The sequence below is a fragment of the Pseudomonas sp. PP3 genome (assembly GCF_905336995.1).
GTDB classification, from domain to species: domain Bacteria; phylum Pseudomonadota; class Gammaproteobacteria; order Pseudomonadales; family Pseudomonadaceae; genus Aquipseudomonas; species Aquipseudomonas reinekei.
In genome coordinates, this window is the sequence record NZ_HG995459.1 from 5722148 (window position 1) to 5747837 (window position 25690).

The 25690-nt window shown below is 60.3% G+C and carries 26 protein-coding genes; 11 read left to right on the top strand and 15 right to left on the bottom strand.

Translation table 11 applies throughout. From position 1 onward, the window contains the following. The first annotated feature begins 60 nt into the window (after positions 1-60). A complete protein-coding gene (locus KHO07_RS25985; RefSeq protein WP_212625906.1) occupies positions 61-1188 on the top strand; it encodes a HAMP domain-containing sensor histidine kinase in 1128 nt (375 codons plus the stop codon). Between the two features lie 180 nt (positions 1189-1368). On the opposite strand, the gene KHO07_RS25990 is transcribed toward KHO07_RS25985, so the two are convergent. Further along, a complete protein-coding gene (locus tag KHO07_RS25990; protein WP_150735744.1) occupies positions 1369-1674 on the bottom strand; it encodes a chaperone modulator CbpM in 306 nt (101 codons plus the stop codon). A gap of 23 nt (positions 1675-1697) precedes the next feature. Continuing rightward, entirely contained in the window at positions 1698-2642 is a 945-nt protein-coding gene (locus tag KHO07_RS25995) for a DnaJ C-terminal domain-containing protein (RefSeq protein ID WP_150735745.1), read from the bottom strand. A 297-nt stretch (positions 2643-2939) separates the two neighbouring features. Here KHO07_RS25995 and KHO07_RS26000 point away from each other — a divergent pair, with 297 nt between their 5' ends. After that, the gene (locus tag KHO07_RS26000; protein ID WP_212625907.1) at positions 2940-4214 is read left to right on the top strand and encodes an Hsp70 family protein; all 1275 of its coding nucleotides are present in this window, start codon (positions 2940-2942) and stop codon (positions 4212-4214) included. Positions 4215-4348: 134 nt separating this feature from the next. On the opposite strand, the gene KHO07_RS26005 is transcribed toward KHO07_RS26000, so the two are convergent. From KHO07_RS26005 to KHO07_RS26015, 3 genes are all read right to left on the bottom strand, one after another. Continuing rightward, on the bottom strand, positions 4349-5362 hold the full coding sequence (locus KHO07_RS26005; protein WP_150735747.1) for a hypothetical protein: 1014 nt from the start codon (positions 5360-5362) through the stop codon (positions 4349-4351). A gap of 253 nt (positions 5363-5615) precedes the next feature. Next, a complete protein-coding gene (locus tag KHO07_RS26010; RefSeq protein WP_150735748.1) occupies positions 5616-5924 on the bottom strand; it encodes a PsiF family protein in 309 nt (102 codons plus the stop codon). 112 nt (positions 5925-6036) lie between these two features. Then, positions 6037-6849 carry a helix-turn-helix transcriptional regulator gene (locus tag KHO07_RS26015; protein ID WP_150735749.1) on the bottom strand — a complete coding sequence of 271 codons (813 nt, stop codon included), beginning with the start codon at positions 6847-6849 and terminating at the stop codon, positions 6037-6039. A gap of 96 nt (positions 6850-6945) precedes the next feature. Here KHO07_RS26015 and KHO07_RS26020 point away from each other — a divergent pair, with 96 nt between their 5' ends. Then, the gene (locus tag KHO07_RS26020; RefSeq protein ID WP_150735750.1) at positions 6946-7821 is read left to right on the top strand and encodes a DMT family transporter; all 876 of its coding nucleotides are present in this window, start codon (positions 6946-6948) and stop codon (positions 7819-7821) included. A 42-nt stretch (positions 7822-7863) separates the two neighbouring features. Here KHO07_RS26020 and KHO07_RS26025 read toward each other — a convergent pair whose 3' ends face one another. From KHO07_RS26025 to KHO07_RS26035, 3 genes are all read right to left on the bottom strand, one after another. After that, a complete protein-coding gene (locus tag KHO07_RS26025) occupies positions 7864-8754 on the bottom strand; it encodes a triacylglycerol lipase (protein ID WP_212625908.1) in 891 nt (296 codons plus the stop codon). Positions 8755-8861: 107 nt separating this feature from the next. Continuing rightward, a complete protein-coding gene (locus KHO07_RS26030; RefSeq protein WP_212625909.1) occupies positions 8862-9167 on the bottom strand; it encodes a multidrug efflux SMR transporter in 306 nt (101 codons plus the stop codon). Next, a complete protein-coding gene (locus KHO07_RS26035; RefSeq protein WP_212625910.1) occupies positions 9168-9806 on the bottom strand; it encodes an NAD(P)H-dependent oxidoreductase in 639 nt (212 codons plus the stop codon). 110 nt (positions 9807-9916) lie between these two features. Here KHO07_RS26035 and KHO07_RS26040 point away from each other — a divergent pair, with 110 nt between their 5' ends. Then, the gene (locus KHO07_RS26040; RefSeq protein ID WP_191635287.1) at positions 9917-10831 is read left to right on the top strand and encodes a LysR substrate-binding domain-containing protein; all 915 of its coding nucleotides are present in this window, start codon (positions 9917-9919) and stop codon (positions 10829-10831) included. 115 nt (positions 10832-10946) lie between these two features. Here the strand turns inward: KHO07_RS26040 and KHO07_RS26045 are convergent, their stop codons facing one another. Then, complete coding sequence (locus tag KHO07_RS26045) at positions 10947-13022, bottom strand: AsmA family protein (RefSeq protein ID WP_212625911.1); 2076 nt, start codon at positions 13020-13022, stop codon at positions 10947-10949. Between the two features lie 386 nt (positions 13023-13408). Here KHO07_RS26045 and KHO07_RS26050 point away from each other — a divergent pair, with 386 nt between their 5' ends. The 7 genes from KHO07_RS26050 (at position 13409) to KHO07_RS26080 (ending at position 18657) form a co-directional block, all read left to right on the top strand. Beyond that, on the top strand, positions 13409-13864 hold the full coding sequence (locus KHO07_RS26050; protein ID WP_150735756.1) for a hypothetical protein: 456 nt from the start codon (positions 13409-13411) through the stop codon (positions 13862-13864). A 174-nt stretch (positions 13865-14038) separates the two neighbouring features. Then, positions 14039-14671 carry a TetR family transcriptional regulator gene (locus KHO07_RS26055; RefSeq protein ID WP_150705404.1) on the top strand — a complete coding sequence of 211 codons (633 nt, stop codon included), beginning with the start codon at positions 14039-14041 and terminating at the stop codon, positions 14669-14671. A 273-nt stretch (positions 14672-14944) separates the two neighbouring features. Beyond that, positions 14945-15445 carry an urease accessory protein UreE gene (gene ureE, locus KHO07_RS26060; protein WP_150735757.1) on the top strand — a complete coding sequence of 167 codons (501 nt, stop codon included), beginning with the start codon at positions 14945-14947 and terminating at the stop codon, positions 15443-15445. After that, a complete protein-coding gene (locus KHO07_RS26065) occupies positions 15442-16116 on the top strand; it encodes an urease accessory protein UreF (protein ID WP_150735758.1) in 675 nt (224 codons plus the stop codon). Before ureE ends, KHO07_RS26065 begins: the two co-directional genes overlap by 4 nt. Positions 16117-16139: 23 nt before the next feature. Next, positions 16140-16754, top strand: coding sequence for an urease accessory protein UreG (gene ureG / locus KHO07_RS26070; protein WP_056852405.1), 615 nt, complete (start codon positions 16140-16142; stop codon positions 16752-16754). A 29-nt stretch (positions 16755-16783) separates the two neighbouring features. Beyond that, positions 16784-17356: a HupE/UreJ family protein gene (locus KHO07_RS26075; RefSeq protein ID WP_212625912.1), complete on the top strand. Its 573-nt coding sequence runs from the start codon at positions 16784-16786 to the stop codon at positions 17354-17356. Between the two features lie 167 nt (positions 17357-17523). Continuing rightward, complete coding sequence (locus tag KHO07_RS26080) at positions 17524-18657, top strand: AGE family epimerase/isomerase (protein ID WP_212625913.1); 1134 nt, start codon at positions 17524-17526, stop codon at positions 18655-18657. Positions 18658-18776: 119 nt separating this feature from the next. On the opposite strand, the gene KHO07_RS26085 is transcribed toward KHO07_RS26080, so the two are convergent. The 6 genes from KHO07_RS26085 to KHO07_RS26110 all read right to left on the bottom strand — a co-directional run bounded on the left by KHO07_RS26085 (position 18777) and on the right by KHO07_RS26110 (position 25490). Next, positions 18777-19538 carry an SDR family oxidoreductase gene (locus KHO07_RS26085; protein ID WP_150735761.1) on the bottom strand — a complete coding sequence of 254 codons (762 nt, stop codon included), beginning with the start codon at positions 19536-19538 and terminating at the stop codon, positions 18777-18779. Between the two features lie 796 nt (positions 19539-20334). Then, positions 20335-21051, bottom strand: coding sequence for an ABC transporter ATP-binding protein (locus KHO07_RS26090; protein WP_150735762.1), 717 nt, complete (start codon positions 21049-21051; stop codon positions 20335-20337). Next, a complete protein-coding gene (locus tag KHO07_RS26095; protein WP_150735763.1) occupies positions 21048-21920 on the bottom strand; it encodes an ATP-binding cassette domain-containing protein in 873 nt (290 codons plus the stop codon). Before KHO07_RS26095 ends, KHO07_RS26090 begins: the two co-directional genes overlap by 4 nt. Next, complete coding sequence (gene livM, locus KHO07_RS26100; protein WP_150735764.1) at positions 21917-23200, bottom strand: high-affinity branched-chain amino acid ABC transporter permease LivM; 1284 nt, start codon at positions 23198-23200, stop codon at positions 21917-21919. Before livM ends, KHO07_RS26095 begins: the two co-directional genes overlap by 4 nt. A 3-nt stretch (positions 23201-23203) precedes the next feature. Further along, a complete protein-coding gene (locus KHO07_RS26105; RefSeq protein ID WP_046819754.1) occupies positions 23204-24118 on the bottom strand; it encodes a branched-chain amino acid ABC transporter permease in 915 nt (304 codons plus the stop codon). A 238-nt stretch (positions 24119-24356) separates the two neighbouring features. Then, on the bottom strand, positions 24357-25490 hold the full coding sequence (locus KHO07_RS26110) for an ABC transporter substrate-binding protein (RefSeq protein ID WP_150735765.1): 1134 nt from the start codon (positions 25488-25490) through the stop codon (positions 24357-24359). Between the last annotated feature and the right edge of the window lie 200 nt (positions 25491-25690).

Below are 25690 nucleotides of genomic sequence, written 5' to 3' on the forward strand. Positions count from 1 at the left end.
TCCCGTCAAAGGGACTACTATTCGAATCGCGGTCCTTCGATTCATGCTCAGGTATCCACTATGCGTCTTTCCGAATTCATCGCAGCAAACGTTGATCGCATCGTCGATGAGTGGGAGCAGTTCGCCAAAACCATCACCCCGGCCGCCGAATCCATGGACAGTGCCGCATTGCGCGACCACGCGAAGGCGATTCTGCTGGCTGCCTCGCGGGACATGTCCAAACCGCAAACGCCCAGTGAACAAGCCGCCAAGGCCAAGGGGGAAGGCCCGGAAAAAACCCCGAGCCTGGACGAGGCCGGTGCCAGCCACGGCGAACTGCGCCACACCGTAGGGTTTGATCTGGTGCAGATGACCAGCGAATTTCGCCATCTGCGCGCTTGCGTGATCCGCCTGTGGGTCGACAGCCTGGAATCCCCGGACATGGCTTATTTCCAGGACATGATCCGCTTCAATGAAGCCGTTGATGAAGCCTTGGCCGAATCCACGGCGGCTTATGCCGAGCAAGTCAATCGCTCGCGAGACATCTTCCTCGCGATCCTCGGCCACGACCTGCGCGCGCCGCTGCAAGCGGTCAGCATGTCCATCGAGCTCCTGCTGCGCAAAACGGCCCTGGAGGGTGATGCGCTGGCCTGCGCGACCCACATCCAGCGGGGCACGCGGCACATGGCGGTGATGGTCGGTGATTTGCTGGAGCTGGTACGCAGCCGCCTGGGCAAGAGCCTGCCGATCGAGCCGACGCCCACGGACCTGGCCGAAGTGGCCCATGCGGCGATTGCCGAAGCGTGCGCCGGCAACCCTGCATGCGACCCGACCCTGGAAATACACGGTGACACACGCGGCGTGTGGGATGCCGGGCGACTCGCTCAGCTCTTGCAGAACCTGATTGGCAACGCTTTGCAGCACGGTTCGAACAAACGCGACGTGACGGTGACCCTCAAGGGCGAACCGCAGGCGGTGCGCCTGACAGTGCATAACTTCGGCGCGCCTATTCCAGAAGACGCCATGGCCACGATCTTCGATCCCCTGGTGCGCAGTGCCGACGAAGAACTGGGCCAGCCTTCAACCAGCCTCGGGTTGGGGTTGTTTATCGTCAAGGAAGTGGTGAACGCGCATAAGGGGACGATTGAGGTCACCTCGAGCGAAGAGGATGGGACGTTGTTTACGGTGGTGTTGCCACGGAAGGTGTAACGCCTTTACGGTTGGTGGGCTGTTGTGAAGAGAATGCATTTGTGGCGAGGGAGCTTGCTCGCGCTGGGCTGCGCAGCCGCCCCACTACCTGAAGCCAGATTCTTTAAGACCTTGCGAGCGCTTCGCACTCGTGCGGGAGCAAGCTCCCTCGCCACAGGTTCAGCGTCAATCTTCGAAAAACTACTCCACCACCAACCGCCCCAACCGCTGCTTCAACATCCGGTTCTCCGCCCGAAGCTGCTGGACTTCCTCGAGCAAGTCCAGCGCCAGCGCAACCCCTTCCCATTCCAGTTCCAGGTCGCGCCGCAGCTTGGCGGCGCGTTTGGCCAGGGTCAGTTCGTAATCGGTGAAGCGCCAGTCCTTGGGCGCGCCTTCCTGAGGTTCGAGGATGCCGTGCTCGACGATTTCGATCACGTAGACGTCCGACAGGTCGGTCGCCTCACAGAATTCTGCCAGGTCCAGTTGAACGATCAGGGGGTTGCTCATGATGGGCTACTCCGTCTCTGAATTCAGAAATTTTCTCTCGGGTCGAATGCCGCTTTTTTCGCCAGTTCCTGCCACAAGGCCTTGATCTCATCGTCCGATTTTTTCGGCATGACCGCCTTCAGTTGCACGAACAGGTAACCGCGCTCACCCGCCTTGTTCAGCAAACCATGGCCCTTGGCGCGCATGCGCTGGCCGTTTTGGCTGCCGGCCGGGACCTTGAGGTTGATCTTGCCGGTCAGGGTCGGCACGGCCACTTCAGTGCCCAGCGCCAGTTCCCACGGTGCCAGCGGCAGCGTGATGATCAGGTTTTCGCCTTCGACATCGAATTTCGGGTGCGGCGCAAAACGAATGGTCAGGTACAGGTCGCCATTGGCACCGCCACCGACGCCCGGTGCGCCCTGGCCTTTGAGGCGGATGCGCTCGCCGTCGGTCACGCCGGCGGGGATCTTCACATTCAGGCTTTTCGGGGTGTTGCTGACGTGCTGGCCGGCCGCGTTGTATTGCGGTACCTGGAAGGTGACCTTCTTCGATTCGTTCGAGAGGGTCTCTTCGAGAAAAATCCCCAGTTCCATTTCCACGTCTTGCCCTCGACGCCCCGTGCTGCGGCGCGACTCTCCACCACCAAAACCAGGGCCACGGTTACCGAAGATCGAACTGAAGAAGTCCGAAAAATCGCCGGTATCCTGGCCGCCGCCACCGAAACCGCCACGACTCTGCCAGCCCGGTGGTCCCTGGAACGGTTGGCCGTGCTGGCCGTAACGGCGCAAATCGTCGTATTCGGCGCGCTTGTCAGCGCTTTTCAGCGCTTCATAGGCCTCGGAGGCATCCTTGAACTTGGCCTCGGCGTCCTTTTCCTTGCTGACATCGGGGTGGTATTTGCGCGCGAGCTTGCGATAGGCGGCCTTGATCGCCTTGTCGTCTGCCGTCGGCTCCACACCGAGAATCTTGTAATAGTCTTTGAAGTCCATCGCGGGAATCACCATCCGTTATCGAAATCGCGCCACCTGCCACAGCATGCACTTATTTGCAGCACAGGGCTTGACCGATCTCAAGGTTGTGACCGGGCAGCGCATCAGAAGTTTATCGGCAGCAGGCGGGACGACTTGCAGTCGTTGCGCGGCTGTCCGGTTGATGCAGGGTAGTTTGGGGGTGATGCGGCATCTTTCAAGGCGCCAAATGGCAAGATTTAGCGGATAGTCGGCCTTCGATTCTGTGCCGCACTGACATACACTGCGCGGCCGTTTTTTAACCGGAACTTGAAAGACATGAACAACGCATCTCCAGCCCGTGCCGTTGGTATCGATTTTGGCACGTCCAACTCTACTGTCGGCTGGCTGCGCCCCGGCGTGGAAACGCTGATCGCGCTGGAGGACGACAAGATCACCCTGCCCTCGGTGGTGTTCTTCAACATGGAAGAACGCCGCCCGGTGTACGGCCGGCTGGCGCTGCACGAGTACCTGGAAGGCTACGAAGGCCGCCTGATGCGCTCGCTCAAGAGCTTGCTGGGCTCCAAGCTGATCAAGCACGACACCAGCGTTCTCGGCACGGCGATGCCGTTCAAGGACCTGCTCGGGCTGTTCATCGGTCAATTGAAGAAGCGCGCCGAGACAGCCGCCGGTCGGGAATTCGAAGAGGTGGTGCTGGGTCGTCCGGTGTTTTTTGTCGATGACGACGAAATGGCTGACCAGGAAGCGGAAAACACCCTGGTGGACGTGGCCCGCGCCATCGGCTTCAAGGATGTGTCGTTCCAGTACGAACCGATTGCGGCGGCGTTCGACTACGAGTCGACCATCGAAAAAGAAGAGCTGGTGCTGATCGTCGACATCGGCGGTGGTACCTCGGACTTCTCGCTGGTGCGCCTGTCACCGGAGCGTCGCACCCACGACAACCGCCACGACGACATCCTCGCCACCGGCGGCGTGCACATCGGCGGGACCGACTTCGACAAGCAGCTGAGCCTGCAAGGCCTGATGCCGCTGTTCGGCTACGGCAGCCGGATGAAGAGTGGCGCCTACATGCCCACCAGCCACCACATGAACCTGGCGACCTGGCACACCATCAACTCGGTGTATTCGCAGAAGTCGACTCTGGCCCTGGGTAGCATGCGCTACGACATCGAAGACACCGGCGGCATCGATCGCCTGTTCAAGCTGATCGAACAGCGCGCCGGGCACTGGCTGGCGATGGAAGTGGAAGAAACCAAGATCCAGCTGACCCACGCCGACAGCCGTCACGTGCCGCTGGACCGAATCGAAGCCGGCCTGAGCGTCGAACTGAGCCGCGCCCTGTTCGAATCGGCCATCGACAACCTGCTGGAGCGCGTGCGCAACAGCGTCACCCAGTTGCTGGCTGATGCCAATGTGCGGGTGGATCAGGTGGATACGGTGTTCTTCACCGGTGGTTCGAGCGGGATTCCGGCATTGCGCAACAGCGTCTCGGCGATGCTGCCGAATGCGCGGCATGTGGAAGGGAACATTTTTGGCAGTATCGGCAGTGGTCTGGCGATCGAGGCTGCCAAGCGCTATGGCCCGATGGGCTGATCCGATCGACTGTGGCGAGGGAGCTTGCTCCCGCTGGACTGCGTAGCAGTCCCATTTTTAGGGCCGCTTCGCGCCCCAGCGGGACGGTGCGGCGTTCCGACAAGCTCCCTCGCCACAATCAGATCAACAGCACATCAAACCATCCCCACCTGCTTCAACTCGCTCTTCAAATACGCGTAATAAATCGGCCCCGCCACCACCCCCGGCAGGCCGAACGCGGCTTCGAACACCAGCATTGCCAACAGCAACTCCCACGACTTGGCACTGATCTGCCCGCCGACGATGCGCGCGTTGAGGAAGTATTCGAGCTTGTGGATGACAATCAGGTAACCCAGCGCCGCCATGGCCACCCAGATCGACAGCGACAGGCCGACGATGGTGATCAGGGTGTTCGACATCAGGTTGCCGATCACCGGCAACAGGCCAAGCAGGAACGTCAGGACGATCAGGGTTTTGGTCAGCGGCAAACTGATGCCGAACATCGGCAGCACCACCGCCAGGAAGATCCCGGTGAAGAAGGTATTGAGCAGGGAAATCTTGATCTGCGCGAACACGATGTTGCGAAAGGCCTGGACCAGCAGGTGCAAACGATCGAACAGCGCGGCGGCCAGGGGCTTGCGCTTGGTCAGGTCGGGAATACGCTGCAAAGCGATGATCGCCCCCAGCACCATGCCGATCAACAGCGTCACGAACATGTGCGCCGCGTCCTTGCCCACCAATTGCAAATCGCTCAGGTGCTTGCTGACCCATTCGCCAATCGCCACGCGAAACTCGGCGGCGCTGGCCGGCAGATAGGCGTCGATGAACGGCGGAAGCTGACCCCGGGCGCGATCGACCACGCCCATGAATTTGTCCAGGGAAGCCCCGGGATTTTCCGCTTCGTGCAACAGGAAACTGATGGCGCCGGCGAAGATCAGCGTCAGCACACTGACAATCAACGTCCCCAGCAGTGCCACCGCCAGCCAGCGCGCTCGCCGGCCTTCGATCAGCCGCTGCAATTGCGGGGTGAGCATGTTGACCAGTTCAAACACCAGCAACCCGGCCAGCAGGCTGGGCAGCAAACGCAGCGGGATCACCAGCAGCAGTCCGCCAAAGATAATGACCCAGCTGATGACCAGCAAAACTTGACGCTGAGAAAACGTTGGCATACTGCCTCAAAACGAACGGCGTAAAAGGATTGGCAGTCTGCCAGCGATCCGGTGTCAGCACTAGGGATTGTGTGGGGCGACCTTGGTCAGGGGTTAATCTGCTTTTTGCAGCGCCGGTTCCGGCTCCATCGCGGGCAAGCCCGCTCCCACAAGTCTGCGGTTGATCATGGAAATCGAGTTCAACAGAGAAACCTGTGGGAGCGGGCTTGCCCGCGATGAGGCCCTCACAGCCCCCACAAATCCCGCTGAATGTTTATTTCTTCTTCAGACAATCACTCATGAACGCCTTGCGCTCATCGCCCTTCAAGGCTTTGGTGGCCGCATCGGCGTTGCAGGTTTTCATTTTCTCTTGCTGCGGGGTCAAGGCAGTGCCGGCATCGTTGGCGGCCGGGGTGGCTTTGAGACAATTGCTCATGAAGGCCTTGCGCTCATCGCCCTTGAGGGTTTTTGCGGTCGCCTCAGCGTTGCAGGTGGTCATTTTGTTCTGCTGGTCAGTTGCGGCGAAGCCTTGGGAACAGAGCAGCAAACCGACCATCAACAAAGGGGCACGCATTATCTTCATGGCGTTTTCTCCTTGTTGCCGCACCGAGCGATGCGGCATTCACCCAAAGTGTAGTCAAGCGTTGTTACACCTTCCTCCGGATGGTCATTGGCCGGTTGTGCGAGCCGCGCCCTCAAACGCCTGGCACTCTGTGTGCTGCTGAGGAGCGGCGCATGGATCGCCGATAATAGTCAGGCGAACAACCCGCTTGACGCTGGAACATCGCAATAAATGCCGAAGCCGTGCTGTAGCCCATGTCGAAAGCAACTTCCTGAATACTGCGATGACTGTCCAGCGCTTCAATCGCGGCCAGAAATCGCAGCCGCTGGCGCCACTCACCAAAGCTCATGCCCAACTCACGGACAAACTGCCGCGCCAGTGTCCGTTCGCTGACGTGAACCTGCGCCGCCCAGTGCGCCAAAGGCCGGTTGTCACCTGGTTCGGCTTGCAGGGCTTCGCAGATGCCCAGCAGTCCCGGCGTGCAGGCATAGGGCAGGTAACATTCATGCACCGGTGCCTGTTGCAACTGGTCCACCAGGACCTGGGCCAGGCGTTTATCCGCGGCGAGCTCGGGAATCTTTACGTCACGGGCGGCGAAGTCCTTGAGGATCGACTTGAGGATGTCGCTGATGGCGAGCGTGCAGGCCTGTTGCGGTAAATCATCACAGACCGCCGGCGCCAGGCAAACCGCACGGTAATTGATCGGCTGATGGCTGTAGAAACTGTGCTCGACTTCGGGCGGCACCCACACCGCGTATTGCGGCGGTGAGAGGAAACGGCTGCCGTCGACATCCATGTGTAAGACCCCGTGGGCCGCATATTCCAGCGTGCCCCAGGGATGCCGGTGCGCCGAAGCGTATTGATGGGTGCCGAAGTCGGCATAACGGAAGTACACCGGGGCCGGCAGTTCGCTGAAATCCAGCAGATCGATGTGTTTACTGGTCATGCTGTCCGGAATCAAGGGCGGGTTGTCTGGATCGGAGTATAGGCTTGCATCCAGACAGTGGATAATTGCGCTTCATTAACGTTCTGGTTTTTCTCGATGCAATACGCTTATCCCCTGCTGGCCATTTTTATCTGGGCCGGCAACACCGTGATCACCAAAATGTCGGCCGGGGCGATTTTCCCCGCCGAGATCGGTTTCTATCGCTGGCTGCTGGCCGGTTTGCTGTTCACGCCTTTCATGCTCAAGCCTGTGATTGCCCATTGGCCGCAGATTCGCCCGAACCTGGGCAAGATTTTCATCCTCGGCGTGCTCGGCATGGCGGTCTATCAGAGCCTGGCGTATTTCGCCGCGGCCCTGACCTCGGCCACCAACATGGGCATCATTCTGTCGTTGATGCCGTTGATGTCCCTCGCCATGGCGATCATCAGTCTCGGCCAGCGCCTGACCGCCGGCGCACTGGCCGGGGCGGTACTGTCGTTCGCCGGGGTGTTGGTGGTCGTGTCCTCCGGCAGCCTCGGCTTGCTGCTGGAACATGGCGTGAACCTGGGCGACGCGATGATGCTGGTCGCCACGCTGGCCTACGCGGTCTACAGCACATTGCTGAAGAAATGGCAGCTGAAATTGCCGCCGCTGGTGTTGTTGTATTTACAGGTGCTGGTGGCGGTGGTGGTGCTGTTTCCGCTGTTTCTTGCCTCGCCGAAAATCGGTCCGACCTTGCACAATATTCCGCTGGTGCTGTACGCCTGCCTGTTGGCTTCGATGGTCGCGCCATTGGCGTGGATGCAGGCGGTGGTGCGCCTGGGGCCGAGCCGGACGGTGATGTTTTTCAATTTGCTGCCGGTGATGACTGCGCTGATCGCGGCCGTGGTGCTGCATGAGCAACTGGCGCTGTATCACCTGGTGGGCGGGGTGCTGACGTTGGGCGGAGTGATTGTTTCGGAGCGTTGGACGACGGTGTTGGGGCGCGCGTAATACTTTTGTGGCGAGGGCGCTTGCTCCCTCGCCACAGGCGGCCTAGAGGCCTGCCGCATTCAGCCGGGCCGCATGCTCGACGAACAATCTGATCGGCTCGGCGCCCTTACCCACCAGCCCCAGTGACTGGTTGACGATGTCGAAATGATCCAGCGGATACTCATCGCCAATCACCGTTCCCAGGTGCGAGCTGTAGCGGCCAACCATTCCGTCGCAATGCCCGGCCTCACGCACGAAGGTTTTGGCGAACAGCCGGCAACTGCGATTGGTGCCATCGAGCAGGTTGCGCCCGCGATCGGTCTTGCCCGGCTGCAGGGTCCCGGACCAGGAGTAGTAACGCACCCCATTCACCTCCTCCGGACCGTGCCCGCCCCACGTCTCGGGCAGGCCCTGTGGATAACGCTGGTTGAACAGCGCGACGCCCTCAGTGGTGAGTGAATGGTGGGAGCCATGGATGTCCACCGGCAACTTCGGCCCACGATAACCGGTGTCCAGCCAGCTCATCACGGCGCTGATGATGCGCAGCAAAAAGGTCAGCAAGCGGCCTTTGGTGCTGTCATGGGGATAGTGTCGGTGCAGGTAGTCCGCCAGTTCCGAACCATGGTTCGGCCCCGCGACCGACGTCACCGAGGCGACCAGGTCCGGGCGCTTGGCCGCCGCGTAACGGGCGGTCAGCGAGCCCTGGCTGTGGCCGATCAAGTTGACTTTCTGCGCCCCTGTCTCGCGCAGAATCTCTTCGATCCGCCCCAACAGCTGCTCACCCCGCACTTCATTGGAGTTGAGCGGCGAAACCTGGATAGCGAAAACAGTCGCACCACCACGGCGCAACGCATCGACGATGCCGTACCAATACGGATAAAGCACCAGACGGATAAACCCGAGCATTCCCGGGACCAGCACCATTGGGTAGCGCGGGGCAGAACCTTGCGACATGGGCGGACATCCTTGTGATCGAGAGGTGACGCAAGGCGTGATGCAAGACATCCGCCAAGCATCGCCAGCGAAGATGACAACTCGACGACCAGTCTATGACATCCGTCCTACTTCAGCCCAACCACGCCCGCGACGATCAGCCCCACTGACAGCAACTTGACCGCCGTCAGGCTTTCACCCAGTAGTGCAAAGCCGAGAAACACCGTGCCCAGCGAACCGATGGCCGTCCAGATCGGGTAGGCAATGCTCACCGGCAACTCACGCATGGCCAGGGTCAAGAAGTAGATCCCGCCCACCGCGGCCACCACGGTGATCAGCGATGGCCAGAGCCGGGTGAAGCCTTCGGCGTACTTCATGCCCATGGCGAACGTGATTTCGAATCCGGCGGCGATCAGTAAAAACAGCCAGGCCATCTAGAATGCCCTGGCCAGCGCGAGCAAGCGCTGTTCGGCCTCGGCGGCGGACACCGCGAAAGTGCGCGCCTCGGACTCTTCGCCCTCGGCCGCAACCACCGTGACGTCAGTGATGCCAATGAAACCCAGCGCCGTGCGCAGCAAGGGATCGGCGTGATTCATCGCTTCCAGTTCGCCGCCCGGACCAAAACCGAAGCCGCCGCGACTGGTGACGATCAAGGCCTTTTTACCCTGCACCAGCGGCTCGTATTGCGCGATACCGTTGTCGAGGGTGTGATTGAAGGTCAGGCCGAGCCGCACGATCTGATCGATCCAGGCCTTCAAGCCACTGGGCACGCTGAAGTTGTGCATCGGCGTAGAAATCACCAGTAGATCGTGGCCGAGCAATTCCCCGACCAGCTCATCGCTGAACGCCAGGTCCGCCTGCATCGACAATGGCCGGGCGTTGGGTTCGGGATAAAACGCGGCAGCCACAAATGCTTCGTTGACCGGCGGAATGAGCGCCCGCCCAACTTCACGGCGGGTCAGCTGCACCTGCGGATTACGCGCCTGCAACGCCGACAGGAACACCTCGGCCAAGCGCCGCGAGTGGGAACGCTCACCCCGTGGGCTGGCATGAACAGCAAGAATTTTACTCATCTGAATCTCCTCAAGGGCTAGACTGAATACACTTGTGGCTTGCAGCTTGAAGCTCTCAGCTGCTTTCATTCAAATGAGCAAAAATCAGTCGGGATGAATCTATTTCATCCTTGGAGCATTTAATGTTTGCCTCGTTGCCGCTGACCGCCCTGCGCGCCTTTGAATCCGCCTCGCGCCTGCTGAGCTTCAAGGCCGCCGCCGAAGAACTGTCGGTGACACCGACGGCGGTGTCTCATCAGATCCGCTCGCTGGAAACCTGGCTCGGCGTGCCGCTGTTCGAGCGCCTGCCCCGCAGAGTGCGCCTGACAGAATGCGGCGAACGGCTGTTCCACAGCCTGCACGGGGCTTTTCTCGATGTGGCGCAAAGCGTCGACACCCTGCGACCGCAGCGCAGCGGCACCAGCCTGACGATCTCCACCACCGCCGCCTTCGCCGCCCTGTGGCTGGTGCCACGGCTGGGCCGCTTTTACGCTCGGCACCCGAACATCAACGTTCGCCTCGACACCCATTGCGACGTCATCGACCTGCATCAGGACGCCAGCGTCGACCTGGTGGTGCGCTACAGCCTTGATGACTACCCGAACCTGTACGGTTTGTGCCTGTTCGATGAGTTCTTTGGCGTCTATGGCTCGCCCGAGCAAGTGGCGCTGGCGTCAACCCGCGTACCGACGCTGATCAGCGTGCACTGGCACAACTCCAAGCTCTATGCCCATGGCTGGGAGGCCTGGTGCGCACAATCCGGCGAGACATGGCTGAGCGGCCAGCCCGCCGTGCGTGAATACGACGAAGAGCATTACGCCCTGCAAGCGGCCATCGCCGGGCAAGGCCTGGTGCTGGCGAGCAATATTCTGGTGTCGGAAAGTGTCGCCAACGGGTTGCTGTTGCCTTATCGGGGGGATGTGCAGGTGGATGGCGCCGGTTACAGCGCCCTGTGCGTACCCGGTCGCGAGCGGCATCCGCCGGTGCGGGCGTTTTTTGCCTGGTTGCGTGAAGAGGCGTTGGCGTCGGGGCATGCGCTGGCATGAAAGACCGCTATCGCGAGCAGGCTGGCTCCCACATGGGTTCTGCGAACACAGATCCCCTGTGGGAGCGAGCCTGCTCGGGCGGCGTTCCGACGATGAGGCCCTGACAGGCGCCCGATTATTTTGTTGGCTTGACGGTGACCGGTGCCTTGCCCGATTTCATCTGCTCCAACAACGGCGCGCATTGATTCGGCTCGCCGCCGCTCGGCGCCACCAGCGCCAGCAGCCCCGCCGCCGGAGCAGCGATCACGCCCAGCGCAACCATTCCGGCGCCGCGCAACATCAGCGGCACCGCTTTCACGCCTGCGTCGGGCTTGATGAACTTGCCACGCACGTACAGCGGTGAACGCAGCGAGATCAAACGCCAGCCCTTGGATTCCGGGGTGATGGTCAAGTCCAGTTGCTCGGTGGCCATGTTCGCCGTGCCATCGATATAGATGATCGCATTCTCGGTATCGAAGACGAACAATCGGGTAGTCGCCAGACCGTTCTTGATGTCGAAGTCGGACGCGGCGCAATTGATCTTCACTTCCTTGTCACCGAAGATTTTGCCAACCACATAGTTGCCCACGTTCAACCCCGCGAGCTCCATCAACTCGCGGCTGATGGCGCCGTCGTTGATCAGCATTTTCAGGTTGCCGTTGGCACTGCCCAGCAGTTTGGCCACTGAGTTGCCGCGACCGGTGATGTCGGCGTCGCCGTTGAGCTCACCGAAACTGGTTTTCATCGGCTCGAAGGTCGGGAACAACTGCTTGAGCTTGAAGCCGCGCGCGGTGAGTTTCGCCCGGCCTTCCAAGGGCTCGGTGCGACCATTGAGGCGGATCTGCGCATCCAGCTTGCCGCCCGCGACGCCAAAACGCAGCGGTTCAAGACTAAGGACACCGTCGGTCAGCACCAGATGGGTGTAGAGATCATTGAACGGCAATTTCTCGCTGTGCACGATGCGTTTGCCGGTGAACTCGACGTCGGCGTCCATATCGCGCCAGCGCTCAGTCTTGAACTCTTCGACCGGCAACACCTTGTCCGTCGGTTGCTTGCTTTCGCCACCACGGGCCTTTTGCTCGGCATTGGAATCGGCACCGATCAGCGGGGCGAGGTCAGCAAACAGCAATTGATTGGAAAGCAGTGAGCCGCTGAGTTTTGGCCGAGGCTGGCCCGCGACGTAGGTCAGGTTGCCGTGGATGTCACTTTCGCCAATCTTGCCGTTGAATTCTTCATAGCGGAACACCGCACCGCCAGGCTCGTGCAGCTTGGCGATCAGATGTCCGTCGGTGGCATACGGCGGGGTATCCGGCAGGGTCACGCCCGTCAGCGGGTAGAGATTACCCAGGCTGGTGCCGGCCAGTTTGAGGCGCAGGTCCAGGGCGCCAAGGTTCATCGGGTCGGTCAGGGTGCCAGCCAGCTCGACACTGGTATCACCGATTTTCGCCTGAGCCTGCAGGGGAAACGGCCGGTTCGCATCCTGCAATGCCAGCAGTCCGCCGATTTTGCCCTGGCCCGCGAGTTTCTGGCCGTGATACTGGCCTTTGACCTTCAGGCCAAACGCGTAGTCCATGGGAGCTGCGCCCTCATCCGAGGCTTTTTTCGCGGCTTTGTCGCCGACGATGTCGCTGAAGGGAATCGGCTTGCCCAACGGGTCGATCAGCAGGTCGAGTTGCGTCTTCAGGTTTTGATCGTCGAGGGTGACATGGCCCTTGTCGAAGCCTATCGCACCGATGTCCACAACCCACGGCGAAGGTTCGGCGTTCGGGTCTTTAGGGTCGAACTTGAACACCCAGTTGGCACGCCCATCAGCCAGGCGCTGCAGCTCGGCATTGGGTTCAGTGAGATCGATGCGCGGGATGACCACACGCTGCCCCAATAAGGCCAACGGCGAAATGCGCAATTCGACTCGCTTGAGGCTGGCCATCTGCGGCGTTTTCGACCAGTCCGGGTTGCCAAGGGTCAGGTCTTCGGCCACCACATGCGGCCATGGCACCCAGGCCCGCCAGCCGCCTTCGTCAAGCTCGCGACGCCAGACCACCGCCAGGTTGCCGTTGATAGCGAATGGTCGATGCAGCTCTTCGGATACTTTGGCATTGAGGGGCGGCTTGATCCGGTTCCAGTCGAAAAACACGATGATCAGCACCAACACAGCCAGCAATACAACGAGGGTGGCCGTGGTCCAGGCGATAATTCTACGGGTGCGCGTCATTGCACAAAACTCCTGATACGACTGAACGCCCCGACGGCGACGCCCATAAGAATCGCTGGGCCAAACCGGCCCGCTATGAAATCTACGACTGAAAAACAGCCGGCAGGTTTAATCGAATAACCGATTTTGCCGCAATCCAGCGCTCGCTTGCTGCTCTCTACCTTCCTGCAGCGTTACCGGCCCCGCACTTTTGCGTGGCACGCGTGAGTCGAAAATACCCACCTCGGTGCAAAAGTAACGGGCGCAAAGCCCCGGTTTACAAGGCCTGCAGAGAACAATCAATTCCGTTGATTATTAACATTGCGTTTATGAACTTTTATATCGACTTATCGAGAGTAGCATTGCCCTCGTACCCAATTTATCGCCCTCCTACGGAGCACCCAATCATGAAACGCCAATTACTGCTTAGTCTTACCCTCTCCATGCTGGCCAGCACTGCTTTTGCCCTGCCAGCCGCAGAACAGGCTACTCCACAAGCCAAAGACCACCATTCGGTATTCAGCCAAACCGTCGCTGCCGATGGTTCCGACCGCACTCCAGGTCAAACCCTGGCTGAAGGCGGTAACGATCGCCTGAAAGAAAAAAACCTGATCACTGAAGACGGCTACGACAAAACCCCACAAGGTCAAACTGTTGCTGCTGACGGTTCCGATCGCACCCCGGGCCAAACCCTCGCTGCTGACGGTTCCGACCGCACTCCTGGCCAAACCCTCGCTGCTGACGGTTCCGATCGTACCCCTGGCCAAACACTGGCTGCAGACGGTTCCGATCGTACCCCTGGCCAAACACTGGCTGAAGGCGGTGGTGACCGTGTGATCGAACGCAACAGCGCTTTGAGCTGAGCCCATGGTGGCCCTGAAAAAAAGCCCAATCACCGGATTGGGCTTTTGACTTTCTGGTTGTTCCGTTTGTAGAAGCCGAATACTTCCCCGTTCGATCTCCCTGTCCCCGTTCGACGCCAGCGAAGCCGATTTGCTAGAGTGCGCCGCTGTCCTACTTCAGAAAACACCCTTGCGATGCTGCCCCGCGCCGAACAGAAGCAACAAACCCGCAACGCCTTGATGGACGCTGCCCGTCATTTGATGGAAGGCGGCCGGGGATTCGGCAGTCTGAGCCTGCGCGAAGTGGCGAAAACCGCCGGGATCGTGCCCACCGGTTTCTACCGGCATTTCGCCGACATGGACGAACTGGGCCTGGTGCTGGTCAGCGAAGTGGGCCAGACCTTCCGCGAAACCATTCGCCTGGTGCGGCACAACGAGTTCGTCATGGGCGGCATTATTGATGCGTCGGTGCGGATCTTTCTCGATGTGGTCAGCGCCAACCGTTCGCAATTTCTGTTTCTGGCCCGCGAGCAGTACGGTGGCTCGCTGCCGGTGCGCCAGGCGATTGGTCGCCTGCGCGAAAACATCAGCTCGGACCTGGCCGCAGACTTGTCGCTGATGCCCAAGCTGCAACACCTCGACATCGCCGGCCTGAGCGTCATGGCCGACCTGATCGTCAAAAGCGTGTTTGCCACCCTGCCGGACATCATCGACCCACCGGCCGAGGCACTGCCTGAACACCTGACGCCCCAGGCGAAGATCACCCAGCAATTGCGCTTCATCTTTATCGGCCTCAAGCATTGGCAGGGCCTGGGCAGTACCGAGTAACGCCCTTTGTAGGAGCGAGCCTGCTCAAGAAGAACGCTAATGCGGTACACCTGAAAAGCCGTGACGCCCCAATCGCGAGCAGGCTCACTCCCACAGACAAGCGCTGGGTCGCCTCAAGTTGGTGCATCGCAAAATAACTCGCACCAACTTCAATCAAAATCCCCAGCACCCAACCGCACGCCCTACCCTTCCCTCAGGCATTTCCTACACATCGCGCCGATTGGCAAGCCCCTTGCTCTAGCCTCAGCATTGTCCATTGCTGGAAGCTTTCCGATGCTGGTGATTCATCGCAGAATCGACCCTCAACCCGTATGGGCCGCCGAGTTGCACCTGACGTTCGAAGCCCGGAGCAAAAGCCGTTTGCGCTGTTTCAGTGCCGAGGGTGAAGACGTCGGGTTGTTTTTGGAGCGCGGGCAATCGCCGTTGTACGACGGCGAATGTCTACAGGCCGAAGACGGTCGCATCGTCCGCGTCTGTGCCCGCCCCGAACAACTGCTGCACGTCACCTGCGCCAATGCCTTCGAACTGACCCGCGCGGCGTATCACTTGGGCAATCGCCACGTGGCCCTGCAAGTCGGTGACGGCTGGCTGCGCCTGCTCGACGATTACGTGCTCAAGGCCATGCTCGAACAACTGGGCGCCCACGCCGAGAACATCGAAGCCCCGTTCCAGCCGGAACACGGTGCCTACGGCGGCGGCCATCACCACTCGCGTCACGGTGATGAAGATTTCAATTACCCGCCCAAGCTGCATCAGTTCGGCGTGCGCCTGTGAACCCCGCATGGGCGTTGCTGCGTTTGGCCAGTCCGCAATTGCCGATTGGCGGCTACAGCTATTCCCAAGGGCTGGAAATGGCGGTGGAGAATGGCCGCGTCCACGATTCTGACAGCGCGCGACGCTGGATCAGCGATCAATTGCTGCTCAACCTCGCCCGCTTCGAGGCACCGCTGCTGCTCGCCCATTGCACAGCCGCCGCCGAGGAAAACTGGTGCGAACTGCTGCAACGTTGCGAAGAGCACCGCGCCAGCCGCGAAACCCGCGAACTGCATCAGGAAAGCCGGCAGATGGGTTATTCCCTGCAACAGCTGCTTAACGGCCTGCCAGAACTCGATGCAGCCGCCCGCGCCTTCCTTGAGCAACGTCCCGAACCCCACCTGGCCTTGGGCTGGGCGCTGGCCGCCCGTGCCTGGCAAATCAGCCCGCAGGATGCGCTGGCCGCCTGGCTCTGGAGCTGGCTGGAAAACCAACTGGCGGTGCTGATGAAAACCCTGCCGCTGGGCCAGCAAGCCGCCCAGCGCCTGACCAGCGAACTGCTGCCGCTGCTGCAACAAGCCCAGCAGGACGCCAGCCAGATCAACCCCGAACACTTTGGCAGCGCCGCGTTTGGCCTGTCCCTGGCGTGTATGGCCCACGAGCGCCAGTACAGCCGTCTGTTCCGTTCCTAGGGCCTGTTATTTTGGAGAACCACATGAACACACAACCTCTGCGCGTCGGCATCGGCGGCCCGGTCGGCTCCGGCAAAACCGCCCTGACCCTGGCCCTGTGCCTGGCCCTGCGCGACCGTTACAACCTGGCCGTTGTGACCAACGACATTTATACCCGCGAAGACGCCGATTTCCTGGTGCGCAACGAAGCGCTGGCACCGGAGCGGATCATTGGCGTGGAGACCGGCGGTTGCCCGCACACGGCGATTCGCGAAGACGCCTCGATCAACCTCGAAGCCGTGGACCAGCTCAACCGCCGCTTTCCGGGGCTGGACCTGATTCTGGTGGAGTCCGGTGGCGACAATCTATCGGCCACCTTCAGCCCGGAACTGTCGGACCTGACCATCTACGTGATCGACGTTTCCGCTGGCGACAAGCTGCCACGCAAGGGCGGGCCGGGTATCTGCAAGTCCGACCTGCTGGTGATCAACAAGATCGACCTGGCGCCACTGGTGGGCGCTTCGCTGACCCTGATGGACAGCGACACCACACGCATGCGCAACGGCAAGCCATTCGTCTTCAGCAACCAGAAAACCGGCCAAGGCCTGGAAGACATCATTGCCTTCATCGAACGCCAAGGCTTGCTGACCGCAGCCTGATCGACATTTACCAACAAGGAAGCTTATCCATGACACTGAAACGCATCCTGGCCGCCGCGGCCCTGCTGCTCACCCCGGCCCTCGCTTTCGCCCACCCGGGCCACGGCGACAATGGCTTGATCGCCGGCATCAGCCACCCCATCGGCGGCCTCGACCATCTGCTGGCGATGCTCGCTGTCGGCCTGTGGGCGGCACAACAAAAAGGCGCCGTGCGCTGGGCGCTGCCGTGCACCTTCGTCGGGACCCTGTTGCTCGGCGGCCTGTTGGGCTTTGAAGGGCTGAACCTGCCAGCACTGGAAAGCGGGATTGCCGCATCGGTGTTGGCGCTGGGCCTGGCGGTTGCGCTGGCGGTGCGTCCGCCGTTGAGCCTGGCGGTGGCAGCCACGGCGATGTTTGCCTTGTTCCATGGTGTGGCCCATGGCCTGGAGCTGCCGGACATGTCCAGCCCCTGGGCGTATGCCGTCGGGTTCGTGGCGGCGACTGCCGCGTTGCATGCGGCGGGTTATGCGTTGGTGCGGGTGTTGCCTCAGGCGGCGGCGCCGTTGGTGCGACTGGCAGGTGCGGCGTCGGCAGCTACCGGGGCCTGGTTGTTGGCCAGCTGATTTCTTTAGCGCCCGTTAAGGCCTCATCGCTGGCAAGCCAGCGCCCACAAGGGTTTGCACTGACCGTGTGGGCGCTGGCTTGCCAGCGATGGCGGTCGGACAGACACCACATGTCTCAGGCCTGATAACATGTCGCGCAATCGCCCCTGCCGTGACGACGCCAGCCAATGCCGCATGTTCCCCGCTCCGCCTCCCAGCCTGAATTGACCAACCTGTTCGCCTCGGTGCAACAGCACTTTCAGGGCGTCATCGTGCCGCTCTGGCAAGGTCCCGGCTGGAATGCCGACATGGCACTGCCCTACGAAGCGCTGGACGCCGGGCACCAGCCGCTGCCACCGCAACGCTATCGGGCCATGGCCTGCGCGCGCCAGCTGTATCTGTTCGCCAGCCTGATCGGCCAGGTACCGGGCGCCGAAGAACGCGCGGCGGCGCTGTTCCGTTCCTTGCAACGGCACTTTCACGACGCCGAGCATGGGGGCTGGTTCTACAGCATCGATCCGCAGGGTGCGCCGCTGGATCAACGCAAAGACCTCTACACCCACGCCTTCATCCTGTTCGCCTGCGCCCATTACTGGGACAAGGTTCGCGAGCCACTGGTGGAATCGGTGCTCAACGCCGCGCTGGAAGTGATCGCCCGGCGTTTTTCCACAGGTGATGGCTTGTACGAAGCCAGCCTCGACAGAGACTGGTCGTCACTGGACAGCGGCCCCCTGCAAAACCCGTTGATGCACCTGGCCGAAGCCTTCCTCGCGACCTTATCGGTACGTCAAGACATTGCCGTGGAACGCGGGCTCGTCGAGTTATGCACAGCCATGCAGAAACGCTTTATCGATGCGCAACACGGCGTGTTGATGGAAAAGCCCTTGGGCGCTGTGGATAACTGGTTTGAGCCGGGGCACCAGTTCGAATGGTATTTCCTGCTGGAATCATCGGCGCTGCTGCGCGGCTCGAAATTGCATGCCTCACTGGAACGGGCCTTCGCCTTTACCGAGCAATTGGGCGTCGATCAATCATCCGGTGCGGTGCGAGCCATGCTCGACCTCGGCCCTGACGGCGGCTCGCGAGATGCCACCCAGCGCATCTGGGCTCAGGCCGAATACCTGCGGGCGCTGACACTGCGCCCGCACAGCGAAGCGGCGGTGTTGCGCCAGTTGCAGGCCTTGCAACAGCATTTCCTGCATGCAGGTGGCTGGCATGAATGCCGCGACGCTCACGGTGCGGTCAGCCGTCGGGACATGCCATCGACCACGCCTTATCACCTGGCGACCTGTTATAGCGGGTTGGCTGATTATCTGCGTTGACTTCCAGATAGCTATGGCGGGCAAGCCAGCTCCCACAGTGATCTTGCGTGGCATAGTGCGTATGCACACCGCAAAACCCAGTGGGAGCGGGCTTGCCCGCGATTGGCCGTCATGCGGTCTTAAGACTTGCGTTCGATAGCAAACCCGGCCCAGGTCTGGCTGACCGGCATCAGCTCCAGGCTGTTGATGTTGATGTGCGCCGGGGCATTGAGAACCCAGAAAATGGTGTCGGCAATGTCTTGCGGCTGGATCGGCTCGGCACCGGCGTAGGTCGCGTTATAACGCTCCTGATCACCGGCAAAACGCACCAGCGAGAACTCGCTTTCGCACAGGCCCGGCTCAATGTTGCTGACCCGCACGCCCGTACCTTGCAGGTCGCAGCGCAAGTTCAGGGAGAACTGTTTAACGAACGCCTTGGTGGCGCCGTACACGTGGCTGCCCGGGTACGGATAGTTACCGGCGATGGAACCCAGGTTGATGATGCCCGCACCACGACCGTGAGCGATCAGGCGCGGCAGCAGCAGGCGAGTGCTGTACATCAGGCCTTTGACGTTGGTGTCGACCATGGTGTCCCAATCATCGAGATCGCACTTGGGCGCCGGGTCAACACCCAGCGCCAGGCCGGCGTTGTTGATCAGCCCGCGCAGGGTGGCGAAGGACGGCGGCAGGTTGGCGATGGCCTCTTCCATCGCCTTGCGATCCCGAACATCAAGCACCAGGCCGTGCACTTCGGTCTGCTTCGACAGCTCGGCGCACAGCGCATTGAGGCGTTCTTCACGACGACCGGTCAGCACCAGTTTCCAGCCAGCCTCGGCAAAACGACGGGCACAGGCTTCACCAAAACCGGAGGTAGCGCCGGTAATAAACAGGGTGTTGGACATCGTGTTCTCCTTGCTTCGGCTGATCGCCAGCCATTGGAATAGAAAATCAGCAGCCAGCATGCCCGGCCACGCTCCTACCGGCAACCACGTTCCCCCAGCGGCAGCTCCCACAGGGGTACATTCTGCTCAGAAAATGATCAGTGTCGGGAAAGCCATACAGATCGTGGCTTGCAGCCATGTGCGCGCACGTTATCCACAGGCCGGTCCACAGTCTTTGGGGGCAAGTGGAAAAGCTGCAAGCCGCTATCCACAAGGCTTTGCGCCGGGTTTTGAAACTTTTTTGCTTGACCCTCAAGCACGTGCTGTGTAGCCCTTGGCCATTTTCATGACTGTCAGGTCAAACCGGCGATGGCGCCAAGCCAGTAACCACGGCCTTCAGCCGAGTCTTTCCAGAGTTTAATCACAGACTTATCCACAGGCTTGTGCAAGCCGAATACTGTGGATTTCACCAGCAACAAAAAGGTTGACAACGCGCTCTTTCAGCCAAGTAAAAACGCCTGATCAAAAAACAACCACACCTCTGCAAGCCACGGTTTCAAAGGCCTTCAGCCAGCTACTCCCACGTTATTCACAGCCAGCTCCACAGTAAACGGGGACAAGTCAAAACTGTGACAAAACAACTATTTGCAGCGGCTTTATGTCGCGGTTTGGAAGCTTCGGAATATTGTTTTCCACAATTTCCCTCAGCTCACATCGCCGCTCTTGCAGGAGCAGCCTTCGGCAGCTCCTGAAGGGTTTACGCGGGTATAAAAAAACGCCCTGATTTTGTCAGGGCGTTTTTATTGCAAGCTACAAATCAATGCCCGCCGAGATAAGCGCTACGCACATCCTCGTTGACCAGCAACTCCTTGCCGGTGCCCGACATGCGAATTTCGCCGTTGACCATCACATAGGCGCGGTCGGACAAGCGAAGGGCATGGTTGGCATTCTGCTCGACCAGGAAGATGGTCATGCCGGTTTGCGCCAGTTCCCGCAAGGTGGCGAAGATCTGCTTGACCACGATGGGTGCCAGGCCAAGGCTAGGCTCGTCGAGCAACAGCAGTTTCGGCCGGCTCATCAACGCACGGGCGATGGCGAGCATTTGCTGCTCACCACCGGACATGGTCATTGCACGCTGGGTACGCCGCTCTTCAAGTCGCGGGAACAACTTGAACATGCGCTGCATGTCTTCCTTGGCGTACTTGTCGCCAATCGGAATCGTGCCCATCAGCAGGTTTTCCTCGACGGTCATGTCGGGGAACACCCGTCGCCCTTCCGGCGATTGCGCGATGCCGTTGGAGGCGATGTAGTGCGACGACTTGTGGGTTATGTCCACGCCCTGATAGAGGATCTTCCCGTCCGCCGCACGCGGCTGACCGAAGATCGACATCAGCAGGGTCGACTTGCCCGCGCCGTTGGAGCCAATGAGGCTGACGGTTTCCCCTTCATTGATGTGCAGCGAGACTTTCTTCAGGGCCTGGATCGGCCCGTAAAACACGTCCAGTTCCTGGAGTTCGAGGATGGGTTGGGTCATACCACTTCCTCTTCATCGGCGCCCAGGTAGGCGGCAATCACTTTCGGGTCGTTGCGGATGTCGTCGGGGCCGCCCTCGGCGATGACGATGCCGTGGTCCAGCACCACGATGTGGTCGGAAATACTCATAACCATGCCCATGTCGTGTTCGATCAGCACCACGGTCAGATCGTGCTCGTCGCGCAGCAGCCGGATCATCGCGCTCAGCGCTTCGGTTTCCTGAGGGTTGAGGCCGGCAGCCGGTTCGTCGAGGCAGATGATCTGCGGACGGGTACACATGGCCCGGGCAATCTCCAGGCGGCGTTGCTGGCCGTAGGACAACTCACCGGCGAGGCGGTTGGCGCAGTCCACGAGATCCACCACTTCCAGCCAGTAGAACGCATGGTCCAGCGCATCGCTTTCGGCCTTGCGATAACCCTTGGTGTTGAGAATGCCGGCCAACAGGCTGCGGTTGACCCACATGTGCTGGGCCACCAGCAGGTTTTCCAGCACCGACATTTCCTTGAACAGGCGAATGTTCTGGAAAGTCCGCGCCAGCCCGGCACGGTTCACCAGGTGGGTGCCGCCGAACATCTTGTAGTACAGGCGACTGGCAAAGGATTTCGGCGAGACGAAATCGGTCGGTTTGAACGACTCGCCCAGCAACTTGATGACGTTGGTCTGCTCGCCACGCACGTTGAGCTCGATCTTGCCGCCGGAGGCCTTGTAGAACCCGGTCAGGCAGTTGAACACCGTGGTCTTGCCTGCGCCGTTGGGGCCGATCAGGGCGAAGATCGAATTGCGTTTGACCTTCAGGCTGACATCGCTCAACGCCTTGATGCCGCCAAAGTGCATCATCAGCTTTTCGACACTGAGTACGACTTCGCTCATGGCGCTACTCCTTTACGCGGGGTCACACCGGTACGACTGATCCGAATCAGGCCGCGAGGGCGCCAGATCATCATCAACACCATCAGGATGCCGAACAGCAGGACACGGTATTCGGCGAAGCCACGTAGCAACTCCGGGGCGACGGTCAACACGAAGGCGGCAATCACTACGCCGATGGTCGAGCCCATGCCGCCGAGCACCACGATGGCGAGGATCAGCGCCGATTCGAAAAAGGTGAACGAGGTCGGGTTGACGAAGCCCTGGTAGGTGGCGAAGAACACACCCGCCAAACCGGCCGTCGATGCGCCGATGGTGAACGCCGAAAGCTTGACCAGCACGTGGTTCAGGCCCATGGAACGGCAGGCGATCTCGTCTTCACGCAGCGCTTCCCAGGCTCGACCGACCGGCATCTTCACCAGACGATGCTTGATATACAGCACAGCCAACACGACCAGGAACAACACCGCGTAGATGAAGTAGTACTTCACGTCGGGGTTGTAGGCGATGCCGAAAAACTCATGGAACGGTACGCCACCGTCTTTGGCTCGCTTGCCAAATTCCAGGCCGAAGAATGTCGGCAGTGGTGCCGGCATGCCGTTCGGGCCACCGGTCAGGGACAGCCAGTTATTGAGGACCAGGCGGATGATTTCACCGAAGCCCAGGGTCACGATTGCCAGGTAGTCACCATGCAGGCGCAACACCGGAAAGCCGAGGATGCAACCGGCCAGCCCCGCCGTGATCGCCGCCAGCGGCAACACCGTCCAGAAACCCAGGCCCAGGTACTGATAACCGAGTGCCAGGCCATAGGCGCCGATGGCATAGAACGCCACGTAACCCAGGTCGAGCAGGCCGGCCAGGCCGACCACGATGTTCAGCCCCAGGCCCAGCAGCACGTAGATCAGTCCGAGGATGACCACGCCCAGCAGGTAGGAGTTGGAGAAAAACGGGAACACCACGGCGATGACGATCACCAGCGGGATGATCCAGCGCAGGCGCGACTTGTAGTCAGGCGCCAGTACATGAACCCCGGAACCGGAGGATTCAAAACCCTCAAGGATTTTCAGGCCCTTGGGGGTTTGCAGGAACAAACTCAGGGCGAATCGACCCGCCATGACAATGGCGACAATCCAGGCCACACGGGTGGTTTCCAGGTTGAAGCCGTAGCCATCGAGAACGACGCCGACAATCGGCCCGAACACAATCAGGGCAATGAGGCCGGCAAGAATCGCGTCAACCAGACTTTTTTTGATATCAATGGTTTTTTTAGTGGTTGAAGACATCGCTTACACCTTCGACACAAGAGGACGGCCGAGCAGGCCTTGGGGCCGAAAGACCAGAACGAGAACCAGCAGCGAGAAGCTGAAAACGTCTTTGTAGTCCGAGTTCACCAGACCGGAAAACAGCGACTCGGAAATCCCGAGGATGATCCCGCCGAGCATGGCGCCAGGCAGCGAGCCAATCCCGCCGAGCACCGCAGCGGTGAATGCCTTGATCCCGATGATGAAGCCGGCATAGAAGTCGAATGTGCCGTAGTTCATGGTGATCAGCACGCCGGCCAGGGCCGCCATGGCTGCACCGATGATGAACACGTAGGAAATCACCCGGTCGGTGTTGATCCCCAGAATCGAAGCCATCTTGCGGTCTTGCTGGGTGGCACGGCACATGCGGCCGAGCTTGGTGTACTTGATGATGTAGGTCAGCGCGGCCATGCCGACAAACGCGGCGACCAGAATGAAGACCTTGGTGTAGGTCAACTGCACGAAACCTGTACCGACCTCGACACGCCAGGCTCCTGTGAGCAACGTCGGAACACCTTGTTGCTTGGCGCCCTGGGCGATCTGTGCATAGTTTTGCAGGATCAGCGAGATACCGATGGCGCTGATCAGCGGTGCCAGTCGAGTGGAGTTACGCAGGGGTTTGTAGGCGACACGCTCGATGACCCAGCCATACACCGCCGTGACGACGATAGTGAAGATCAACGTGCCGAGCATCAGCAGCGGGAAGGATTCGATACCGAAGTAAGCCAGCAGAGCCAGACTGATTGCCGCGAGGTAAGCGGAAATCATGTAAACCTCGCCGTGGGCGAAGTTGATCATGCCGATGATGCCATAGACCATTGTGTAGCCGATGGCGATCAGGCCATAGACCGACCCGAGGGTCAGGCCGTTGACCAGTTGCTGCAGGAAAATACCATCCATAACGCAATCTCACGCAATGAGAACCTGCACATGTGGCTGTGCGGTTCCTCTAAGGAAAATACAGATTTACGTCGGAGCAATGTCAATCACGATCAGGCAAGCCACCACCCATCTGCAGGAGCTGGCTTGCCAGCGATAGCGGTGTATCAGCCAACATTGATGTCGACTGATCTGGCCCCATCGCGGGCAAGCCCGCTCCTACAAGTGGTCAACGTGGTTCAGGTGATCGAGTCAGCCCTTACTTCTGTTTTTCCAGCTGGTGGTATTTGCCGTCCTTGTCCCACTGGTAGACCACGTAGTCGGAGACTTTCAGGTCGCCCTTGCTGTCCCAGGTCTTGTCGCCCATGACAGTCTTGACTGTGTTTTTCTTCAGCCAGGCAGCCGCTTCTTCGCCCTTGTTGGACTTGGCGCCGTTGAAAGCGGCAGCCAGGGTTTGCACCGAAGCGTAGGCGTACAGGGTGTAGCCTTCTGGCTCGGTACCGGCCTTGCGGAAGGCGTCTACCACGGTCTTGCTGTCTGGCAGCAGGCGTGGGTCGGCACCGAAGGTCATCAGCACGCCGTCAACGAATTGCGGACCGCCAGCGGTGGTCACCAGTTCGTCGGTCACGATGCCGTCGTCGGACATGAACTTGACGTCTTTCAGGCCTTGTTCACGCAGTTGACGAACCAGAGGACCGGCTTCCGGGTGCAGACCGCCGAAGTAAACAACGTCGGCGCCAGCGCCACGGATTTTGGTCACGATGGTGCTGAAGTCTTTCTCGCCGCGGGTCAGGCCTTCATACAGCACTGGCGTTACGCCGCGCTTGACCAGTTGCGCCTTGGTGGCGTCAGCCAGGCCTTGGCCGTAGGTGTCCTTGTCGTGCAGCACGACGACTTTCTTGCCCTTGAGCACGTCGACGATGTAGTCGCCGGCCACGATGCCTTGCTGGTCGTCACGACCGCACATACGGAACATGGCGCTCAGGCCGCGCTCGGTAACCTGCGGGTTGGTGGAGCCTGGAGTGATGGCGATGATGCCCGCTTCGTCGTAGATCTCGGAGGCCGGGATGGTCGACGAGGAGCAGAAGTGACCGACCACGCCGGCCACTTTCTGGTTGGTCAGGTCCTTGGCGACCGTCACAGCCTGTTTCGGTTCGCAGGCGTCATCGCCCTTGACCAGTACGATTTTTTCCCCGTTTACGCCGCCCGCTGCGTTGACCGCATCGGCTGCTGCCTGTGCACCCTTCATGTACTGCTCGCCAAATGCCGCGTTGGCGCCCGTCATTGGACCCGCTACGCCGATCTTGATGTCAGCCTGAGCAAACGCAGAAACACCCAACGCAGTTGCCACTGCGAGGGCCAGAAAGCCTTTCTTGTAAAACGTCTGGGACATGAGGTGGTGCTCCATGGTTTTTTTTAATTGGCACTGCGACTTCACTGAATGCTCAGAGCAAGGGCCGTGCCATCGGTTTTTTTTTCTGAAAAAAGTCGCTGCTTTATTGTTATTTCGACTGTTTCGGGCCCATTTTCATTGGGCGTGCAACCGTCTAAACCGCAGAAGGTGAAACCATTAATTTTTTGAGGCGCAACCCG

Bases quoted from the DNA above. Each gene is read 5' to 3' on its own strand.
- KHO07_RS26045 (WP_212625911.1), bottom strand. From the start codon at position 13,022: ATGACGCGCACCCGTAGAATTATCGCCTGGACCACGGCCACCCTCGTT.
- livM (WP_150735764.1), bottom strand. From the start codon at position 23,200: ATGTCTTCAACCACTAAAAAAACCATTGATATCAAAAAAAGTCTGGTT.
- KHO07_RS26035 (WP_212625910.1), bottom strand. From the start codon at position 9,806: ATGAGTAAAATTCTTGCTGTTCATGCCAGCCCACGGGGTGAGCGTTCC.
- KHO07_RS26030 (WP_212625909.1), bottom strand. From the start codon at position 9,167: ATGGCCTGGCTGTTTTTACTGATCGCCGCCGGATTCGAAATCACGTTC.
- KHO07_RS26050 (WP_150735756.1), top strand. From the start codon at position 13,409: ATGAAACGCCAATTACTGCTTAGTCTTACCCTCTCCATGCTGGCCAGC.
- KHO07_RS26020 (WP_150735750.1), top strand. From the start codon at position 6,946: ATGCAATACGCTTATCCCCTGCTGGCCATTTTTATCTGGGCCGGCAAC.
- KHO07_RS26090 (WP_150735762.1), bottom strand. From the start codon at position 21,051: ATGACCCAACCCATCCTCGAACTCCAGGAACTGGACGTGTTTTACGGG.
- KHO07_RS25995 (WP_150735745.1), bottom strand. From the start codon at position 2,642: ATGGACTTCAAAGACTATTACAAGATTCTCGGTGTGGAGCCGACGGCA.
- ureG (WP_056852405.1), top strand. From the start codon at position 16,140: ATGAACACACAACCTCTGCGCGTCGGCATCGGCGGCCCGGTCGGCTCC.
- KHO07_RS26075 (WP_212625912.1), top strand. From the start codon at position 16,784: ATGACACTGAAACGCATCCTGGCCGCCGCGGCCCTGCTGCTCACCCCG.
- KHO07_RS25990 (WP_150735744.1), bottom strand. From the start codon at position 1,674: ATGAGCAACCCCCTGATCGTTCAACTGGACCTGGCAGAATTCTGTGAG.
- KHO07_RS26025 (WP_212625908.1), bottom strand. From the start codon at position 8,754: ATGTCGCAAGGTTCTGCCCCGCGCTACCCAATGGTGCTGGTCCCGGGA.
- KHO07_RS26010 (WP_150735748.1), bottom strand. From the start codon at position 5,924: ATGAAGATAATGCGTGCCCCTTTGTTGATGGTCGGTTTGCTGCTCTGT.
- KHO07_RS26005 (WP_150735747.1), bottom strand. From the start codon at position 5,362: ATGCCAACGTTTTCTCAGCGTCAAGTTTTGCTGGTCATCAGCTGGGTC.
- KHO07_RS26080 (WP_212625913.1), top strand. From the start codon at position 17,524: ATGCCGCATGTTCCCCGCTCCGCCTCCCAGCCTGAATTGACCAACCTG.
- KHO07_RS26095 (WP_150735763.1), bottom strand. From the start codon at position 21,920: ATGAGCGAAGTCGTACTCAGTGTCGAAAAGCTGATGATGCACTTTGGC.
- KHO07_RS26085 (WP_150735761.1), bottom strand. From the start codon at position 19,538: ATGTCCAACACCCTGTTTATTACCGGCGCTACCTCCGGTTTTGGTGAA.
- KHO07_RS25985 (WP_212625906.1), top strand. From the start codon at position 61: ATGCGTCTTTCCGAATTCATCGCAGCAAACGTTGATCGCATCGTCGAT.
- KHO07_RS26000 (WP_212625907.1), top strand. From the start codon at position 2,940: ATGAACAACGCATCTCCAGCCCGTGCCGTTGGTATCGATTTTGGCACG.
- KHO07_RS26110 (WP_150735765.1), bottom strand. From the start codon at position 25,490: ATGTCCCAGACGTTTTACAAGAAAGGCTTTCTGGCCCTCGCAGTGGCA.
- KHO07_RS26015 (WP_150735749.1), bottom strand. From the start codon at position 6,849: ATGACCAGTAAACACATCGATCTGCTGGATTTCAGCGAACTGCCGGCC.
- ureE (WP_150735757.1), top strand. From the start codon at position 14,945: ATGCTGGTGATTCATCGCAGAATCGACCCTCAACCCGTATGGGCCGCC.
- KHO07_RS26055 (WP_150705404.1), top strand. From the start codon at position 14,039: ATGCTGCCCCGCGCCGAACAGAAGCAACAAACCCGCAACGCCTTGATG.
- KHO07_RS26105 (WP_046819754.1), bottom strand. From the start codon at position 24,118: ATGGATGGTATTTTCCTGCAGCAACTGGTCAACGGCCTGACCCTCGGG.